The following is an 18,774-nucleotide window of genomic DNA, read 5'->3' as shown; positions in this document are numbered from 1 at the left end:
TTAATCACACCAAAAGTATATTATGTTAAAAAAATTTATTAGCGATCGCGACGGCGGCTTTTTTGTCTTCGTCGCGCTGGCTTTGCCCGTAATTCTTGCCACAGTGGGCCTTGCCGTTGACTATACCAATCTCCAGCGTCTGAAAACCGAACTCCAGGCGGCGCTCGACGCAACCAGTCTTGCCGCCGCGAAGAATTATCACGGCAAACCGATCGATACATATGCACAAGGCATTTTCCGCGCCAATCTTGAAGATATTTCCCTTCCAAATGTCAAATTGACGCTTGAGTATCCGCAAAATCAGGCTGGCAAACGGTTCATCCAGGCGAAAGCGAGACTGCACTACGACACCTTCCTCATGGGCGCAGTCGAACGCATCTTTGGAGCACCGGACGGACCCGGCGTAATTCATCTGGCGTCGAGCAGTTCCATTCCCCAGGATGCAGAAATCGTCCTTGTGCTGGACAATTCAGGATCAATGAACAATTTGGGTTTTGGCACGAGAACGCAACGGATCGACGTACTCAAGAACTCCGCAAAGGGGCTGATCTCAGCGCTGGGAGCTTCTGCTCAGTTCTCTCCGGGAGCCAAGTCTCATGTCAAGATCGGCATTGTACCGTTCAATGCATGGATCAATGTCGGCGCGCAAAACCGGCAGGCCTCGTGGCTCGACGCCAAGGGAATTTCTCCCATCCACCACGAAAATCTGGACTGGGAAAGTTCCTTTCCGCTCGAACACGCACCGGAATGCATCAATGACCGCCGATGCATTCGAAAAAACGGCGATGGATCCTTCACCGCAATTGGGGGCGCCTGGGGCAAGCTCAAGGGAAAACACCTGACCAGGTTCACCATTATGCAGCAGGCCAAGGAAATCCACAAAGCGGAAAGCATCAAACAGGGCTGGAAAGGTTGTGTCGAATCGCGGCCTGCTCCCTACACACTTTCATTTGCCGCACCGGACGCGGCGTTTCCGGCATCTCTTTTCGTGCCTATGTTTCATCCTGACGAACCGCCGCTTGCAGGCCACACACGTATCTCAAAGCATAATAATTGGTGGACCGACAAGCCGAACCAGGCTTCGGTCCATGACCATAATGAGGTCAGCCGCTACTTTACGCAGGATCAAGCGGAAATTCGTCCCATCCACCCGATCACGGCGCATATCGACGCGCCGAGCGGGCCCAATGGCGATTGCGTAATCCAACCCGTTACTCCTCTTCGGAGCGTGGGGCAGAATGCTGCCCGGAAGGAATTGCTCGACAAGATCAACGCGATGTCACCCCACGGCAAAACAAACGTGCCGGAGGGGATGATCTGGGGTCTCCATCTCTTGTCTCCCCATGCCCCCTTCTCCGGCGCAACGCCTTTTCGCAACTCCGGCACCCAAAAATTCATGGTTATTCTGACGGACGGCGCCAATGAATATCGCGACCGTGTAAGCGGTGTAGAAGCCGACAGCGGATACGGATCTTACGGTTATCACGCTCCTAAAAGAAGCGAGAAACCGAATAGGCGCCTGACGGAAGCAGCCGGCTTGAGCGACGGTGCATCCACGGAGGCAGGCCTCGATGCCATCTTCACAAAAGTCTGCGCCAAGGCACACGAGGAGGGTGTGATCGTCATGACGGTCGCGCTAGACCTGAATGACAAAACGGCCGAGGAAAAAAAACAGATCGCTCTTCTTCGGGCCTGCGCTACAAAAGCAGGAAATGGCAAGCGTCTTTTCTGGAATGCGGTGAGCGCTCAGCTTCCGGGAGTGTTCCGTGAGATTGCCTCTCAGATCAGCAATCTGCGTATTGTGGACTGACGATATAGAGCCGTCACGACACGGGGCCTTACTGGGTGAGCGGCTAGCCGCTCACTCAACCCTTCAGCGAGTCTGGCGCGCGCCGTCACCATATCTTCGTGAATTTTTTTACGCCGTCAGCTCATCCGCCTTGACTCGCAAAATGAGCCTCTCTATCTCTTCGGTCAGCTTTAGCACTCGCCAATAAGGAGTGCTAACAGCAGGGGGATATCAGGCCCTTAATCTGTTTTCGACAATCCTGTGAGGATAGAAACATGGCAGAGTTGAATTTCCGTCCGCTTCACGATCGCGTCGTCGTTCGTCGCGTCGAGTCGGAAGAAAAGACCGCTGGCGGCATCATCATTCCCGACACCGCCAAGGAAAAGCCGCAGGAAGGCGAAATCGTCGCCGTCGGCTCCGGCGCCCGTGACGAGGCCGGCAAGGTTGTTGCCCTCGACGTCAAGGCAGGCGACCGCGTCCTGTTCGGCAAATGGTCGGGTACGGAAGTCAAGATCGGCGGCAAGGACCTGCTGATCATGAAGGAATCCGACATCATGGGCATTATCGGCTAATCCAGCCGTTCGCTTGACCATATTAATTCACTCTCTCGTTTAGGAGTCTCCAATGGCTGCGAAAGACGTAAAATTTTCCCGCGACGCACGTGAGCGCCTTCTGCGCGGCGTGAACATCCTTGCCGATGCCGTCAAGGTCACGCTCGGCCCGAAAGGCCGCAACGTCGTCATCGACAAGTCCTTCGGTGCACCACGCATCACGAAGGACGGCGTTTCGGTCGCCAAGGAAATCGAACTGGAAGACAAGTTCGAAAACATGGGCGCACAGATGCTGCGCGAAGTTGCTTCCAAGACGAACGACATCGCCGGTGACGGCACGACCACGGCCACCGTTCTCGGCCAGGCCATCGTTCAGGAAGGCGCCAAGGCTGTTGCTGCCGGCATGAACCCGATGGATCTGAAGCGCGGTATCGACCTCGCTGTCACGGAAGTCGTCGAAAAGCTCGTCAAGGGCGCACAGAAGATCAATACCTCGGCAGAAGTTGCCCAGGTTGGCACGATCTCCGCAAACGGCGAAAAAGAAATCGGCGAGATGATCGCTGAAGCCATGCAGAAGGTCGGTAATGAAGGCGTGATCACGGTTGAAGAAGCCAAGACCGCCGAAACCGAGCTCGAAGTCGTCGAAGGCATGCAGTTCGACCGCGGCTATCTATCGCCTTACTTCGTGACCAACCCTGAAAAGATGGTTGCAGATCTCGAAGACGCCTACATCCTGCTGCACGAAAAGAAGCTCTCCAACCTGCAGGCCATGCTGCCGGTTCTGGAATCGGTCGTTCAGTCGGGCAAGCCGCTCGTCATCATCGCTGAAGACGTCGAAGGCGAAGCTCTCGCAACGCTCGTCGTCAACAAGTTGCGCGGCGGCCTCAAGATCGCTGCTGTCAAGGCTCCTGGCTTCGGCGACCGCCGCAAGGCCATGCTCGAAGACATCGCTATCCTCACGGGCGGCACGGTGATCTCCGAAGACCTCGGCATCAAGCTCGAAACCGTCACGCTCGACATGCTCGGCCGTGCCAAGAAGGTTTCGATCTCGAAGGAAAACACCACCATCGTCGATGGTGCTGGCGAGAAGGCAGAGATCGAAGGCCGCGTTGCCCAGATCAAGGGTCAGATCGAAGAAACCACTTCGGATTATGACCGTGAAAAGCTGCAGGAACGCCTTGCCAAGCTCGCTGGCGGTGTTGCCGTCATCCGCGTTGGCGGTGCGACCGAAGTCGAAGTGAAGGAAAAGAAGGATCGCGTGGACGACGCGCTCAACGCAACCCGCGCTGCCGTTGAAGAAGGCATTGTTGCTGGCGGTGGCACGGCTCTGCTCCGCGCTTCCAGCAACATCACTGCCAAGGGCATCAACGCCGATCAGGAAGCTGGCATCAACATCGTTCGCCGCGCTCTGCAGGCTCCGGTTCGCCAGATCGCCAACAACGCAGGCGACGAAGCTTCGATCGTTGTCGGCAAGACGCTGGAAAACAACTCGGCCACCTTCGGCTACAATGCTGCAACCGGCGAATATGGCGACATGATCGAACTCGGCATTGTCGATCCGGTCAAGGTTGTTCGCTCTGCTCTGCAGAATGCAGCTTCGGTTGCCGGCCTGCTCATCACCACCGAGGCGATGATTGCAGAACTGCCTAAGAAGGACGCTGGCATGCCTGCAATGCCGGGCGGCGGCATGGGCGGTATGGGCGGTATGGACTTCTAAGAAGTCTTATCCAATCGCTGAAACTGGGGCGGCCTTCGGGTCGCCCTTTTTCTTGTGAAGGCGGAGAAGCTGCCCCGATCAAAAGCAGCCGCATCGGCACTGTTGGAAGCCTCGCCATTTATCGGGGAATGCTGCCAGAGAGACGATCGAGAAAGATCGCCTCACTCTCTGCGGCAACCGCCTGACGCTCGGACTGGAGAGACGCCTGTATGGATATTCCTTGGGAAACAGATCGTGGCCTGCCTCCACGTTCAAAGGGAGAAAATCACCATTTATCAAGGCTGTAAATCACCGCCATTGCAAGCATCTAGCCTATTCTTTCGCTTCTTGCGGACACATGCAGATTGCGTCCCGCCCCCCAGCCGGTAATGGCAATGCCGAGACCGATAAGAGCAAAAAGAATGCCCGAGGCAGCATAGGTCCCGGTAAGGCTATGCAACAGGCCAACAGCAAGCGGACCAGCCGCGGCTATGAGATAGCCAATGAACTGCGCCATGCCGGACAAATGAGCCGCGACATGACTATCGGGCGAACGCAACACGATCATTGTCATGGCGACGGCGATCATGCCACCCTGCCCGATCCCCTGCACAACCACCCAGAGCCACACGCTCCAGAGCGGAGCGAAAAGAAAGCCGAGCAATCCGATCGCGGCGCAGGCGGCAAGAACGAGATTGACGCCGCGCTGATCCCGGCAGCGCATGGCAATGCCGGGCAGAACAAGGCTGGCGATCATCTGCACCACGACCTCGAGCGAAACTATCGCACCAGCGGCGACGGCATCCATGCCGCGTTCCCGCAGGATGGGAGCAAGCCAACCAAAGACGATATAGGCCAACGAGGATTGCAGCCCCATGAAGAGCGTGAGTTGCCATGCGAGCCTGTCGCGCCAGAGACTGGACACCCTGTATCGGTCCTGGCGAGGCCGTTTTCCCGCCGCAAGGGCTTGCGGAAGCCAGAGGGCGAGAATGAGCAGAACAGGCAGTGCCCAAAAGGCGAGCGCCAGCTCCCAGCGCCCGCCAACCATGTTCTCGATCGGCACGGTGACACCCGCAGCAAGAGCCGCACCAGCGCACAGCGCCATTGTGTACAATCCCGTCATCAACGCTGTCTGCTTGGGAAAATCCCGTTTTACCAGACCTGGAAGAAGCACGTTACCGACGGCAATAGCCCCTCCGGCCATTGCCGTTCCCAGCAGCAGAAACGGGAAAGAAACAATACCTCGCAGGGAGGTTCCCACCGCCAGCAGAACCAGAACGAGCAGCAAGGTTCTTTCCGTACCTATACGCTGTGACAAACGTGGCGCGAAGGGCGCGAACAGGCCAAGACATACGACGGGCAACGTAGTGAGGATACTGGCCTCGAGCGACGTCAGCCCAAGCCCGCGGACAATTTCGGGCAGCAGAACCGACGCACTCGCGAAGACAGGGCGGAGATTGAATGCGATCAGCACGAGGCTCGCGCCAAGTAGGATGCGGCCGAGCATCGTCGTCGGCAAATGCGACGACGAGACCTCCTCAACCACGACTGTCTCTTCTTCTTCCGGGGCGATTGCAGACACGCCTCATCTCCTGCTTGCATATGCGACGGACGATGGATGGAGGTTGGCGAATGGCATGTCAACGCGCTGGTTGGAGCCAGGACGCCTTTGTCTTGCAGTCCAGCCTAAAGCAACGGACGCAAGGCCAGCTCGCAACCGAGCAGAAGCAAGCAGATAAGAAAGGCCTTGCGAAAAGTTTGCGGGCTGATGCGATTGCGCATCCGCTGACCGCCCCACATGCCGATCAGAGCCGGTATCACCGCCAGAACCGAAACCCATAATGCGTCGGGAAGAAAAGCCCCGCTTCCCGTCAAACCAATTGCCAGGGCAATGGTCGACACGGTGAAGGAAAGCCCCAGTGCTTGCACCAGATCGTCTTTCGCGAGGCCCAGAGATTGCAGATATGGGACCGCAGGTATGACGAAGACGCCCGTCGCTCCAGTGATCATTCCTGTTACCATCCCTGTAAGCGGCCCGAGCAGAGTTTCGGCATCCGATGGAATATGCAGTTGCGGAGCAACGAGGGTGAAGAGGGCATAGAGGATGAGAACGACGCCTAGCGCCATACGCGTCCATTCATGCCCGGTAGACAGAAAGGAAGATGCAAGAATCGTCGTGACAAATATCGCCAGCATCATTGGCCAGAAACGCAAATACAAGCTTGCGGGATTGCGGCCAGTGAGAAGCTGCCAGACATTGGTGACGAATGAAGGCACAAGAAGCAGAGACGCGGCCATAACGGGAGAAATGAGCGCGCCCAGTACTCCCATGGCAACCGTCGGCAGCCCCATGCCGGTCACGCCCTTGACGAAACCGGCCAGCGCAAATGTCACAGTGATAATGGCAATAAGGGAATGATCCATTTCTCCATCTTCACCACCCTCGTGAGGCCGGCACAATGCGGCTTTTCAAGCGCCAGCCTTCGGATGACACGAAGCCTGCAACGCGCTATCCTTGGCTATGCGTTTTGACCTGACCGACCTTCATCTATTCGTGGCCGTCGTCGAAGCTGGCAGCATCACGCACGGAGCCGAACGAGCCCACCTGGCGCTTCCATCCGCCAGCGCACGCCTGCGCGGCATGGAGGAAATCATCGGCGTGCCGCTTCTGAAACGGGGAAGACGCGGAGTTGCGCCGACACCGGCGGGCGAAGCTGTCGTGCATCATGCGCGGATCGTGCTGAAGCAGATGCAACAGATGCGCGGCGAGCTTGGCGATTTCGCCAAGGGACTGAAGGCCCAGATCACCCTGCTTGCGAACACCGCCGCCGTCAGTGAATTCCTGCCACAAGCACTCGCGCCATTCCTGCAGAAGCACTCCCACATCGATATCGACCTGAAGGAGCGCCAAAGTAGCGATATCGTGAAAGCTATCCGCCATGGACTGGCCGACATCGGCATCGTCTCGGACGCCAGCGATGTCGAGGGCCTGGAGACGGCACCGTTTGCGGCGGATCAACTGGTCGTCGCCGTGCCCGACGGTCATCGCCTTTCCGAGCGTGCAAGCGTCGCGTTCGATGAGATTCTTTCGGAGTCCATGATCGGCATGTCGCCAGGGAGCGCTCTTCAGGATTATCTCGGGGTTCAGGCAGACCGGCTCGGCAAAAGCCTAGCCTTCCGCGTCCGGCTTCCCGTCTTTTCCGGCATGATCGAAATGGTGCGTCACGCAGTTGGAATAGCAGTCGTTCCTGAGCGCGCAGCACAAGGGGCCAGGACGATATTGCTCGATGAGGCGTGGGCAAAGCGAAGGCTCCTGCTTTGCGTGCGTAGCCGCGATGAACTTTCGCCGCAAGCCCGCATTCTTTTTCAGGACCTGGAGATGTTTTTCAAGGATGCATCCTTGAAAAACAACGCGGCAGATAGAAAACCAGCGCCGTTTGCGCCATGAATGACGCACGGCGCTTTGTGATGAAAACGGAGGCATGATGGAAGATTTTCTGCTGTTTCTCATGGTCGGCTTCATGGCTCAGATGGTCGACGGTGCGCTGGGCATGGCCTACGGAGTCATATCATCGACCGTGCTTCTCGCATTCGGCGTCAGCCCCGCCCATGCATCGGCTTCCGTCCATGCAGCAGAAATGTTCACCACCGCCGCCTCGGGTTCGGCGCATCTCTATCATCGCAATATCGACTGGAAACTGTTCTGGCGTCTGGCACCTTTCGGCATCCTGGGCGGCTGCGCAGGTGCCTATGTACTGACCTCCTTCGACGGCGGATTTATCAAGCCTTACGTCACGGCCTATCTGTTTCTGGTTGGTATGTGGCTGTTGTTTCGCTCGTTTCGCAAAATCCCCAGCAAGAGCATCAACCACTCCATTGTGGCTCCGCTGGGAGCGGCCGGAGGGTTTCTCGACGCGGCGGGCGGCGGCGGCTGGGGACCGATCGTCACCACCGGACTGCTCGGCGCAGGTGGTGCACCGCGCTATGTCATCGGCAGCGTCAATGCAGCTGAATTCCTCATCACGACGGCGGTTTCTATAAGCTTCCTCATTGCCATGCTAACCGGGCACTGGGAAGAGGCCGGAGAATTAACGGACCACCTTTGGGCTGTACTCGGCCTGATCGCCGGCGGTGTGTTTGCTGCGCCACTGGCAGGCTTCATGGTGCGCTGGTTGAGGGAGAAAATCCTCTTGCGCCTCGTCGGCACGCTAATTGTGCTGCTGGCTGGCTGGCAGACCCTGCAACTGGTGGGCATCGCACCCGCCGGCTGAGCGCCAGCCAGCCAACAGCCGTTTGAAGGCACGATGCCATGCCAAAGATCAAGTCCGAGGCGGGACGTTGAAGCCCTTCTCGCTCGCCGGGCGCGCCATGGCGGCCTCCACCCAGGCCGCAACCTTCGGAAACTCTGCAAGCTTCAGATGGTCCTTAGCGCCATAGAAGATGTCGAGACCACGCACCCACGGGAAGGTCGCGATATCGGCGATCGAGTAATCTTCGCCCGCCAGCCATCTGGTTTTTTCAAGCTGCGTTTCCAAAACACCGAGCAGACGGCGCGCCTCGTTGCGATAGCGCTCTTCCGGATAAGGATTATTGGCCACCTTGTCGGCAGCATATTTGAAGAAGTGACCGAACTGGCCGAACATGGGGCCGACGCCACCCATCTGGAAGAACAGCCAGCAGAGCGCATCGTAGCGCGCACGCGGGTCGGTGGGAAGAAGTTTACCGGTCTTCTCGGCCAGGTAAACCAGGATCGCGCCGGATTCGAACAGACCGATAGGCTTGCCGCCAGGACCGTTCGGGTCGATCAACGCCGGAATGCGTCCATTGGGGTTGAGAGACAGGAATTCGGGCGTCTTCTGCACATCCGTGCCGATGTCGATCTTATGCGTCTCGTACGGCAGGCCAAGCTCTTCCAGCGCAATCGACACCTTCACGCCGTTCGGCGTCGCCAATGAATAGAGCTGGATGATGTCGGGATTCTGCGCCGGCCAGCGGCTGGTGATCGGAAATGCGGACAGGTCTGCCATGGTCGATCCTTCAACGGTCTTGGGTTTACATTTCCAAGACAATAGGAATCCGCAGGCCCTTTGATAAGTCCTTCAAAGCTGACAGGGGGTTCAATCGTTTTGAAGGAGTGAACAGACTTTTTGAGAGTGGACAAACAGGCCCTCCCCGTCCCATACAAGGCGCGTCCGCGGCGGATCGTCGCCATAGGCGGAACAAGTTTCAGCCCGAAAGGGCAACGCTTTTGAAGGAGCATGAGCGATATGGCCGCAAACCGCACCGAAACCGATACTTTTGGCCCGATCAAAGTCCCTGCCGATCGTTACTGGGGCGCGCAGGCGCAACGCAGCCTAGGCAATTTCAAGATCGGTTGGGAAAAGCAACCGCTGCCAATCGTTCGCGCCCTCGGCATCGTCAAGCGTGCAGCCGCCGAAACCAATCGCGACCTGGGCAAGCTGGACTCCAAGCTCGCCGACGCCATTGTGCAGGCCGCCAATGAAGTGATCGAAGGCAAGCTCGACGCGCACTTCCCGCTCGTCGTCTGGCAGACCGGTTCCGGCACACAGTCGAACATGAATGCCAACGAAGTGATCTCGAACCGCGCCATCGAGATACTGGGCGGCGAAATGGGTTCCAAGAAGCCCGTTCATCCGAACGACCACGTCAATATGAGCCAGTCCTCGAACGACACCTATCCGACGGCCATGCATGTGGCCTGTGCGGAAGAAGTCGTGCATCGCCTGATCCCGGCACTCCAGAAACTGCGCAATGCGCTCAACGACAAGGCCAATGCCTGGAAGGGCATCATCAAGATCGGTCGCACGCATACCCAGGACGCCACTCCGCTAACGCTCGGCCAGGAGTTTTCCGGCTATACGCAGCAAGTCGAGAACGGCATCCAGCGCATCGAGCAGACGCTTGAGAAGCTGATGCAACTGGCGCAGGGCGGCACCGCCGTTGGCACCGGCCTGAATGCGCCGATTGGATTTGCCGAAGGCGTCGCCGACAAGATCGCCGCCATCACAGGCCTGCCTTTCACCACGGCGCCGAACAAGTTCGAGGCGCTTGCGGCACATGACGCGATGGTCTTTTCGCATGGTGCGATCAACACTGTCGCCGCTTCGCTTTTCAAGATCGCCAATGATATTCGCTTCCTTGGCTCCGGCCCGCGTTCGGGGCTGGGTGAATTGGCCCTACCAGAAAACGAACCCGGTTCCTCAATCATGCCGGGCAAGGTCAATCCCACCCAATGCGAAGCGCTAACGCAAGTATGCGTGCAAGTGTTCGGCAACCATGCAGCGCTCACCTTCGCTGGCAGCCAGGGCCATTTCGAACTCAATGTGTTCAACCCGGTCATGGCGTATAACTTCCTGCAATCGGTGCGCCTGATGGCCGATGCGGCAATCTCGTTTACCGATAATTGCGTCGTGGGCATCGAACCCCGCGAGGACAATATCAAGCGCGGCCTGGAAAACTCGCTCATGCTTGTGACTGCGCTCAACGGCAGGCTGGGCTATGATGCCTGCGCTAAAATTGCCAAGACGGCGCACAGGAACGGCACGACTCTCCGCGAGGAAGCCGTCGGCGGTGGATATCTGACGAATGAAGAATTCGACGAATTTGTCAGACCGGAAAAGATGATCTCACCGAGCTAACGCCGCTTCAAGCCCCTCCCTTTACGAGGTGGGGGGCTTGCCTCGAGAGGGAGGCCGAGACTTATTGTTCACCTTTATGGAACAATAAGTCGTCAAAACAAGCTCTATCGTTGACGAGTTCCTTCCGCTAAATTACCTCCATCATCAATGCGAGGTTATCCGTCGTGAACAATGCTCTTCTGCTTCTTGGACGTGCTCTGCTGTCCATCATCTTCATCACTGCCGGTTGGGCCAAGCTCACGGCGATTTCCGGGACCGCCGGCTATTTCGAAAGTCTCGGGCTTCCGGCTCCAGCGGTTCTGACTGTACTTTCCGGCCTGCTCGAGTTCTTCGGTGGCCTTGCCATTCTTGTCGGCTTCAAGACGCACTGGGCCGCCTTCACCATTGCCGTCTTCTCGGTGGCGGCTGCCTTTATCGGCCATTACGGCCAAGGCGGAGACAACCCTGTCCTGGTGATGATGAACCAGCAAGCGCTCTTGAAGAACTTCGCGATTGCGGGTGGTCTTCTGGTACTTGCCGTATTCGGTCCCGGCGCTTTGTCAGTCGATGCCATGCTGGGCAAAAAGAAAAGCTTGGCGTGAGGCAAAAAGGGAGCGGAAGAACCGCTGTCCTTCTATAGCGCAGAAACGGAAAAGGCAGCGACCCCTCGTCGCTGCCTTTTCCTTAGCGGTCGAAGCGGCCGCATCATCCCCCAGGGTTCAGCGACGCTTCGGTACAAGCAGCCTTCTTCAAAAGAAGAGGCGCTTGCATGTCCCCCGCTATAACCGTTTGCAGATGAAGGCGCTTGGCCCGCATTCGAAACCGGTTAGATTTCCCTTGTCCAAGAGAGTACCCGATCGCGACAGAGTCGCAAGGGGCGCGGCCTCCCCTGCACGTGCTTCCTCGGCATGTGTTGGTAATGTGCAACAGTGCACCGCTCGGTCGGTTTAACGGCTACGCGACCTCTCCTCGTATAGCGAGGGTCGCGCAGCCGTGTGTCGAGCGCCTAGATGACGACAACGCTCGCGCCGACGGGCACACGATTATACAACTCGATGACATCTTCATTGCGCATACGGATGCAGCCCGAGGAAACCGCCTGGCCGATAGTCCAAGGCTGATTGGTGCCGTGGATGCGATAAAGCGTGGATCCGAGATAAAGAGCGCGGGCGCCAAGCGGATTGGCCTCGCCGCCTGGCATGTGTGCCGGCAGAATGCGGCCCTTGGCTTTCTCGCGCTTGATCATTTCAGCAGGCGGGCGCCAATCCGGCCATTCCTTCTTCGCCGTCACCTTGTGGGTGCCTGCCCATTCGAAACCGGGCTTGCCGGTGCCGACCCCGTAGCGGCGCGCTTGCCCGTTGCCCTCCACCAGATAGAGGAAATTCCGTCTGGTATCGATGACGATCGTGCCCTTTTTATATTTGCTTTGATAGGCGACCTGCTGCGGCAGATAGATCGGGTCGATCTGCGGCGTGATCGGCCGGCGCATGGCCGATGGTGCTGCCGCCATCTGCGGGACAGAGCGCGTGGCAGGTTGTCGTTCACGCCCCGCACGACGTTCTTCGCGATAGACGCGGTGCTCTTGCTGGCGCGGATAGCGTTCATATTCGCGCGGCGCCGGCTGATAATAGCGCGGGTCCTGCTGGTAATAGCGTGTCTCGTCCCGCACCTGGCGCCCGATCGGACGACGATTGACCTGGGCAACCCAGGGTGCGGCAAGATCGGGGCTGACGACAGCCGGTGGACGTTCCTGATAACGACTTTGCGCATAGGACGGTGCCGTGATGGCGCTCATAGCAACCAGCACGAGGAAAAGCTTGCGGATCATGCTGACGATGCCCCCTCGAAACAGAAACCGATTATCTCAAATTCAACCTTGTAACCGCAAGGAAATGGTAAAGAAGCTGAATTCGTTGCGCCCGTTTTGAAACAAATCCCGAACAATGGTTACCGAGCGGTCTGCGAATCTGGTAAACGCGGCGTTACAAGCGTGGTGGGGGTGGAAAAATGAGCGAGTTGGCCAAAGGACTGATTCGAGACGAGACGGGTAAATGCCGTTGCTTCTGGTGCGGGTCCGATCCGTTCTATCAGGCCTATCATGACAATGAATGGGGCCGTCCGGTCACAAACGACACGCGTCTGTTCGAAAAGCTGTGCCTGGAAGGCTTTCAATCGGGCCTTTCCTGGATCACAATCCTGCGCAAGCGCGAGAATTTTAGGGCTGCTTTCGCCGGTTTCGAGATCGATAGGGTGGCCGCTTTTACCGAGGATGACGTGGCGCGGATGCTGAACGATACGGGCATTGTGCGCCACGGCGGCAAGATTCGTTCCGCCATCAACAATGCGAAACGCGCGCAGGAACTTATCGCTGAGAAAGGCTCTCTCGCCGCCTATTTCTGGAATTTCGAGCCAAAGGCACATGAACGCCCTCAGCTATGCGACTATGAAACGCTAATCGCCATGCCGAAGACAGAAATTTCCACGGCGATTTCCAAAGACTTGAAGAAGCGCGGCTGGAGCTTCGTCGGTCCCACCACTGTCTATGCCTTCATGCAGGCCATGGGCCTCGTCAACGACCATATAGAAGGCTGCCATCTGCGCAACGAAGTCGAGAAGGAACGGCAGGCGGCAAAGCGGCCGGTTTGAGAAGGGAAAATTCCCGAAACGCTTGCCGCAAATGGCTTCATCGGTTACGAAACCGGCACCATGCGCGAGCCTGTCGCGCGTCCATCAATGAACGGTATTTTTGAGCATGTCGGCCAAGTCGGAAAAAATGAAGGCGCGCCTGCCGCGCGGGTTTGTGGATCGGGAAGCTGCGGATATCCGCGCCGTCCACGAAATGACCGCGAAAATCCGCGAGGTCTATGAGCGTTACGGCTTCGACCCCGTGGAAACGCCGCTGATCGAATACACCGACGCACTGGGCAAGTTCCTGCCCGATCAGGATCGTCCGAACGCCGGCGTCTTTTCCTTCCAGGACGATGACGAGCAGTGGATGAGCCTGCGCTACGACCTGACCGCGCCGCTTGCGCGTCATGTCGCCGAGAATTTCAACGAAATCCAGCTGCCCTACCGCACCTATCGCGCCGGTTACGTTTTCCGCAACGAGAAACCGGGGCCCGGCCGCTTCCGCCAGTTCATGCAGTTCGACGCCGATACGGTCGGCGCACCTTCCGTTTCTGCGGATGCTGAAATGTGCATGATGATGGCTGATACGATGGAAGCACTCGGCATCAGGCGCGGCGATTATGTGATCCGGGTCAACAATCGCAAGGTTGTCGACGGCGTAATGGAAGCAGCTGATCTCGGCGGAGACGAAAATGTCGAGCGACGGCTGGGCGTGCTGCGGGCCATCGACAAGCTCGACAAGTTCGGTTTCGAGGGAGTGCGTCTCCTGCTCGGCCAAGGTCGCAAGGACGAGTCCGGCGACTTTACAAAGGGTGCCGGACTGAACCCCGACCAGATCGAGTTTCTGATCAATTATCTCCAGTCCGGCAACGTCTCACGGTCGGGCGATCTCTATGCGCAAGGCATTGCAGAGCTTTCGACGATCGAGAACATGGCGCGCGCTGCTGGATATGGCGAAGATCGCATCAGAATCGACCCCTCCGTCATTCGTGGTCTCGAATATTACACCGGCCCCGTTTTCGAGGCAGAACTCACTTTCGACGTGACGAACGAGAAAGGCGAGAAGGTCGTGTTCGGGTCGGTCGGCGGCGGTGGGCGCTATGACGGCCTCGTTTCGCGTTTCCGTGGTCAGCCTGTTCCGGCAACTGGCTTTTCCATCGGCGTTTCCCGGCTGATGACAGCACTGAAGAACCTCGGCAAGCTCGGCACGGAAGAAGTCGTCGCCCCGGTCCTCGTCACCGTCATGGATGGCGATACGGACGCTATGGGGCGCTACCAGCGCTTCACACAGGAGTTGCGCAATGCCGGTATTCGCTCTGAGATGTACCAGGGCAACTGGAAGAAGTTCGGCAACCAGTTGAAATACGCCGATCGTCGCGGTTCACCTGTCGTCATTATCCAGGGCGGCGACGAACGCGCCAATGACGAAGTGCAGATCAAGGACATGATTGAAGGCGCGCGCCTTTCCGCCGAGATCGAGGACAATCAGACCTGGCGCGAAAGCCGCCCTGCGCAGAAAGTAATCAAGGAAACCGATCTGGTCGCCGAAGTGCGCAACATGCTGGATGCCCAGGCTGCCGATCGCATGCAGTCGAAGGGTTGAGATATGCAGCCGGTCGAACGACGTTTTCCCAAGATCGCTTCGGAAATTTATGCGCTTTTTGCAGAGCGTGAGGCAAAAACCGTCGAGATCGACATTTTGCAGCCTGCCGATCCTTTTCTCGACATGGCCGGTGAGGATTTGCGTTCACGCATTTTCCTGACTGAAAGCGAAACAGGCGAGACGCTTTGCCTGCGCCCTGAGTTTACAATACCAGTCTGCCGCGACCATATTGCCAAGCAGGCGGGAACGCCGTTGCGCTATGCCTATCTGGGAGAAGTCTTCCGCCAGCGTCGTACCGGCGGCAGCGCCTTTTTCCAGGCGGGGATCGAGGATCTCGGCGAAACGGATCGAGCAGCGGCCGATGCTCGCTCCATTGCGGATGCGCATCAGCTAGTTTCGCGCCTCCTGCCGAAAGTTCCACTTACGGTAACCTTTGGCGATCAGGCGATTTTCGAAGCTGTGCTCGAAGGCCTTGGCCTTCCGCGCGGCTGGCAAAAGCGCCTCGCACGCGCTTTCGGATCGCCCGATCTGCTTTCACAGTCGCTGAACGATCTGGCTGACAATGGCGCACGCACCACGCTTGATGCGGAAACAGCGCGGGTTGCAAGCACTAAGGACGCGCTTATCGCTCATATCGAGAAACGCATGGCGGAGACTGGCCTCTCCCCAAGCCTCGGGCGCAGTCCGCAGGAGATCGCCACACGCCTGAGCGAGAAGCTTGCGCTGGAGAAAGTGCAACTCGGCGAAAGCCAGATGCAGGCGCTGAAGGATTTTCTGTCCTTGAAAGCCCCGCTTGGCGAAGCCACGAATGCCATTGCCGATTTTGCCGGAAAGGCCGGACTAGTGCTGAACGGCGCATTCGAAATGTTCGAAACCCGCATCAAGGCAATGGAGCGTCACGGCTTGAAGCGTGATGCTCTTATCTACGATGCAGGTTTCGGTCGTCCACTCGACTATTATACGGGTCTCGTCTTCGAGATCGCTCCGCGCGGCGGCAAGGCTGTTCTGGCTGGTGGCGGTCGCTATGACAGGCTTCTGACACTGCTCGGCGCGCGCGAGGAAATTCCAGGCGTCGGTTTCTCGGTCTGGCTCGATCGGGTCGAGGCGCTGGCTGGAGAAACAGGCAAATGAGCATTACTATCGCCCTGCCCTCCAAGGGGCGCCTGAAGGAACGCACGCTTGAAATCTTGGCTGCAAGCGGCTTTGTCATACGCCTCCCGGAAGACCAGCGCAAATATAGCGCCACGGTCGAAGGCCGAGACGATATCGAAATCGCGTTTCTCTCCGCTTCCGAAATTGCCGGCGAACTGGGCGCCGGAAAAGTCGATCTTGGTGTCACCGGCGAAGATCTGCTGCGTGAGAAGCTCGCCGACGCGGATCAGCGGTGCGTGATCGAAACGCCGCTCGGCTTCGGACACGCCGATGTTGTGCTGGCTGTACCGGATGTCTGGCTGGACGTGGAAACCATGGCCGACCTTGACGATGTCGCGGCCGAGTTCCGTCAGCGTCACGATCGCCGCCTGCGCATCGCCACCAAATATTGGCGCCTGACACAGCAATTCCTCTCCGGCAAACACGGCATTCAGGTCTATCGCATCGTTGAAAGCCTCGGCGCTACCGAAGGTGCTCCGGCAGCAGGCATGGCGGACGTCATCGTCGATATCACCTCCTCCGGCGCAACGCTCACGGCCAATCATCTCAAGGTTCTTCGCGACGGTGTGATACTGCGTTCGCAGGCCTGCCTCATTTCCTCGCGCAGAGAACGTTCGGGTGAAGATGCGGCGCTGCTAAGCGAAGTCGCCGAGAAGGTAAGGGCTAATCTGGCCTAGCGTCTTTACGTCAAAACCAGTTGCGGCGATGCCTGCATTGTGTACTCATCAACCGATGAACGATAGCGCGCACACTCACCAGATCTCTCTTTCGCAAGCACGCGGTCCAGAGAACTGCGTCCTCTATGCCATTGGCGATATTCACGGTCGCTACGACCTGATGCAGGCCATGGAGCGCTCTATCGCGCTGGATTTTGCCGAACGCGGAGCCAGCAGGCGCGAAATCATCTTCCTCGGAGACTATGTTGATCGCGGGCCGCAGTCGCGCCAGGTCCTGGAGCGCTTGTCGCAACTTCGCGCAGCTCCGGATATTCATATCCTCTGCGGCAATCATGACGCGGCGATGGTCGAGTTCCTCGATCATCCGAGTGGCGAAGGATTGTTTGCGCTGAACGGCGGCGATGCCACCGCACGTTCCTACGGAATCGAAATCGATTTTACCGATCCGCTTTCACTGGCCCGTGGGCATCAGGCGCTTTGCGAGGCAATTCCGCCTGAGCATGTCGAATTGTTGCGTAACATGCCGGATCGCTATGTGGCAGGAGATTTTTTCTTCTGCCATGCAGGCATCGACCCCACGGTCGCGCTGGAAAACCAGGAGCACGACGACCTTTTGTGGATCAGGAAACTATTCCTCGATTGCGACGGACTGCACCCTAAGGTGATCGTCCACGGACACACACCGACGAAGCAGGTCGAAATGCTGCCGAACCGCGTCAACCTGGACACACATGCTTGGAAACGCGGCGTACTTTCCGCGCTTGTAATCGATGGTCCGGAAAAGAAAATTATTCAAGCCGGCGAGGCTTAGTGTGCCGCGGAGACACCGTAGCCGTCAACCACCACAGCATGATCCGAACCTGCATGCGCCGTATAGATGGCGGTTCCCCAGGCAGCGATGCCCGACAGCAAGAATAGCGACAGAAGCGTGGTCTTCATTGCGGACATCTCTTTTTGGCCTTCCTGCCTGCCATTTTTGCAACAGACTGTTACCATAATATTTAACAGCCTAAGGGGTTCCCGTTCGAACCCGCCTTTGACAGGTCGCGCTCTCTCTAGACGGACGCTGCTGATGGCGAAAGCCCCCGCGTCGGTTTAATTCATGAGTTTCTTTTCAAGTGATGTTTTTGCAACTTGAAGCTTCGAAGTGCTTGACCCGAAAGGCTGCGCATTTCATCTCTGTGCGCATGAGAGCCAACTATAAAATGCAGCGCCTATTCATCGATTCCCCTCTCCATGAGGGTGCATCCTTGCAGGCAGATCATCAGCAGAGCCACTATCTGGCGCATGTGCTGCGCTACGCAGAAGGTACGGAGCTTCTCGTCTTCAACGGACGGGACGGCGAATGGCGCGCCGTTGTGGAGAAGATCACCAAAAAAGGCGTCTCTCTGCGTGCAACGAACCGGGAACGCCCGCAGTCGCCTCCAAGCGATCTTATCTACTGCTTTGCCCCGCTCAAGGTCGGGCGGCTCGACTATATGATACAGAAGGCTGTGGAAATGGGGGCGGGGACGCTGATTCCCGTCATCACCCAACATGTTCAGAATCACCGGCTTCAAATCGACAAGCTGAAGGCAAATGCTGTTGAGGCAGCGGAACAATGCGGCATCCTGTCATTGCCGGAGGTGCGCCAGCCGATGAAGCTTGATGCGTTGCTCGTTGAGTGGGACCCGGAACGTGCGCTGATCTTCTGTGACGAAGCGGCGGAGGGCGATGATCCTCTGCCTGCGCTCTCAAAGCTCACCCGAGAAAAACTCGGGCTGATCATTGGTCCCGAAGGCGGATTTTCCGCCGCCGAGCGCGAGATGCTGCGAGCCGCGGCCTTCGTTACCCCCATCCCGCTAGGCCCGCGAATCCTGCGTGCCGATACGGCAGCCGTGGCTGCGATGGCAGTACTCCAAGCTGTGGCGGGAGACTGGAAATCCTGATTCTTGAACACTCAGCAGATCGCGTTTTCAACGCGCGTTGAGGAATGATCATCATTTTTTGCTTGCGAGGATGCCGGAGCTTGGCCATCAAGCTGCGACATTGAACTCATGA

18 protein-coding genes are annotated in these 18,774 nt (G+C 57.8%); 13 read left to right on the top strand and 5 right to left on the bottom strand.

Going from position 1 to position 18,774, the window contains the following annotated elements; translation table 11 throughout:
* Nucleotides 1-22 precede the first annotated feature (22 nt).
* The 3 genes from IE151_RS06140 (at nt 23) to groL (ending at nt 4,057) form a co-directional block, all read left to right on the top strand.
* Nucleotides 23-1,810: a pilus assembly protein gene (locus tag IE151_RS06140; RefSeq protein WP_189488934.1), complete on the top strand. Its 1,788-nt coding sequence runs from the start codon at nt 23-25 to the stop codon at nt 1,808-1,810.
* Between the two features lie 254 nt (nt 1,811-2,064).
* Nucleotides 2,065-2,361, top strand: a complete 297-nt coding sequence (gene groES / locus IE151_RS06135; protein WP_189488933.1) for a co-chaperone GroES — start codon at nt 2,065-2,067, stop codon at nt 2,359-2,361.
* A 52-nt stretch (nt 2,362-2,413) separates the two neighbouring features.
* Nucleotides 2,414-4,057, top strand: a complete 1,644-nt coding sequence (gene groL, locus IE151_RS06130; RefSeq protein WP_189488932.1) for a chaperonin GroEL — start codon at nt 2,414-2,416, stop codon at nt 4,055-4,057.
* Between the two features lie 307 nt (nt 4,058-4,364).
* On the opposite strand, the gene IE151_RS06125 is transcribed toward groL, so the two are convergent.
* Together IE151_RS06125 and IE151_RS06120 are read right to left on the bottom strand one after the other, a co-directional pair.
* A complete protein-coding gene (locus tag IE151_RS06125) occupies nt 4,365-5,543 on the bottom strand; it encodes a CynX/NimT family MFS transporter (RefSeq protein WP_189489072.1) in 1,179 nt (392 codons plus the stop codon).
* A 179-nt stretch (nt 5,544-5,722) separates the two neighbouring features.
* Entirely contained in the window at nt 5,723-6,460 is a 738-nt protein-coding gene (locus tag IE151_RS06120) for a sulfite exporter TauE/SafE family protein (RefSeq protein WP_189488931.1), read from the bottom strand.
* A 97-nt stretch (nt 6,461-6,557) separates the two neighbouring features.
* Here IE151_RS06120 and IE151_RS06115 point away from each other — a divergent pair, with 97 nt between their 5' ends.
* On the top strand, nt 6,558-7,484 hold the full coding sequence (locus IE151_RS06115; protein ID WP_189489071.1) for a LysR family transcriptional regulator: 927 nt from the start codon (nt 6,558-6,560) through the stop codon (nt 7,482-7,484).
* 37 nt (nt 7,485-7,521) lie between these two features.
* A complete protein-coding gene (locus IE151_RS06110) occupies nt 7,522-8,307 on the top strand; it encodes a sulfite exporter TauE/SafE family protein (protein WP_189489070.1) in 786 nt (261 codons plus the stop codon).
* A gap of 48 nt (nt 8,308-8,355) precedes the next feature.
* Here the strand turns inward: IE151_RS06110 and IE151_RS06105 are convergent, their stop codons facing one another.
* Nucleotides 8,356-9,063: a glutathione binding-like protein gene (locus IE151_RS06105; RefSeq protein WP_189488930.1), complete on the bottom strand. Its 708-nt coding sequence runs from the start codon at nt 9,061-9,063 to the stop codon at nt 8,356-8,358.
* Between the two features lie 240 nt (nt 9,064-9,303).
* Here IE151_RS06105 and fumC point away from each other — a divergent pair, with 240 nt between their 5' ends.
* Together fumC and IE151_RS06095 are read left to right on the top strand one after the other, a co-directional pair.
* Nucleotides 9,304-10,695 (top strand): class II fumarate hydratase, encoded by a 1,392-nt coding sequence (fumC, locus tag IE151_RS06100; RefSeq protein WP_189489069.1) that lies wholly within the window; start codon nt 9,304-9,306, stop codon nt 10,693-10,695.
* A 164-nt stretch (nt 10,696-10,859) separates the two neighbouring features.
* Entirely contained in the window at nt 10,860-11,276 is a 417-nt protein-coding gene (locus IE151_RS06095; protein ID WP_244636624.1) for a DoxX family protein, read from the top strand.
* Nucleotides 11,277-11,680: 404 nt separating this feature from the next.
* On the opposite strand, the gene IE151_RS06090 is transcribed toward IE151_RS06095, so the two are convergent.
* Entirely contained in the window at nt 11,681-12,502 is an 822-nt protein-coding gene (locus tag IE151_RS06090) for a L,D-transpeptidase (protein WP_189488929.1), read from the bottom strand.
* Nucleotides 12,503-12,681: 179 nt separating this feature from the next.
* Between IE151_RS06090 and IE151_RS06085 the strand changes: the two genes are divergently transcribed.
* The 5 genes from IE151_RS06085 to IE151_RS06065 all read left to right on the top strand — a co-directional run bounded on the left by IE151_RS06085 (nt 12,682) and on the right by IE151_RS06065 (nt 17,545).
* Nucleotides 12,682-13,320 carry a DNA-3-methyladenine glycosylase I gene (locus tag IE151_RS06085; protein ID WP_189488927.1) on the top strand — a complete coding sequence of 213 codons (639 nt, stop codon included), beginning with the start codon at nt 12,682-12,684 and terminating at the stop codon, nt 13,318-13,320.
* 106 nt (nt 13,321-13,426) lie between these two features.
* On the top strand, nt 13,427-14,905 hold the full coding sequence (gene hisS, locus IE151_RS06080; protein ID WP_189488925.1) for a histidine--tRNA ligase: 1,479 nt from the start codon (nt 13,427-13,429) through the stop codon (nt 14,903-14,905).
* 3 nt (nt 14,906-14,908) lie between these two features.
* Nucleotides 14,909-16,036: an ATP phosphoribosyltransferase regulatory subunit gene (locus IE151_RS06075; protein WP_189488923.1), complete on the top strand. Its 1,128-nt coding sequence runs from the start codon at nt 14,909-14,911 to the stop codon at nt 16,034-16,036.
* Complete coding sequence (gene hisG / locus IE151_RS06070) at nt 16,033-16,734, top strand: ATP phosphoribosyltransferase (RefSeq protein ID WP_189488921.1); 702 nt, start codon at nt 16,033-16,035, stop codon at nt 16,732-16,734. The genes IE151_RS06075 and hisG overlap by 4 nt, the downstream gene beginning before the upstream one ends.
* 55 nt (nt 16,735-16,789) lie before the next feature.
* A complete protein-coding gene (locus tag IE151_RS06065; RefSeq protein WP_189488919.1) occupies nt 16,790-17,545 on the top strand; it encodes a metallophosphoesterase in 756 nt (251 codons plus the stop codon).
* Here the strand turns inward: IE151_RS06065 and IE151_RS17815 are convergent.
* Nucleotides 17,542-17,673, bottom strand: coding sequence for a hypothetical protein (locus tag IE151_RS17815; protein WP_280517236.1), 132 nt, complete (start codon nt 17,671-17,673; stop codon nt 17,542-17,544). The two genes, IE151_RS06065 and IE151_RS17815, sit on opposite strands and share 4 nt — an antisense overlap.
* Nucleotides 17,674-17,921: 248 nt before the next feature.
* Between IE151_RS17815 and IE151_RS06060 the strand changes: the two genes are divergently transcribed.
* Nucleotides 17,922-18,662: a 16S rRNA (uracil(1498)-N(3))-methyltransferase gene (locus tag IE151_RS06060; protein ID WP_189489067.1), complete on the top strand. Its 741-nt coding sequence runs from the start codon at nt 17,922-17,924 to the stop codon at nt 18,660-18,662.
* The last annotated feature ends 112 nt before the right edge of the window (nt 18,663-18,774 follow it).

The sequence above is a fragment of the Limoniibacter endophyticus genome (genome assembly GCF_014652835.1).
Taxonomy (GTDB): domain Bacteria; phylum Pseudomonadota; class Alphaproteobacteria; order Rhizobiales; family Rhizobiaceae; genus Limoniibacter; species Limoniibacter endophyticus.
The sequence above is the reverse complement of the archived record's forward strand: the minus strand, read 5'-3'. Positions and strand labels throughout refer to the sequence as shown.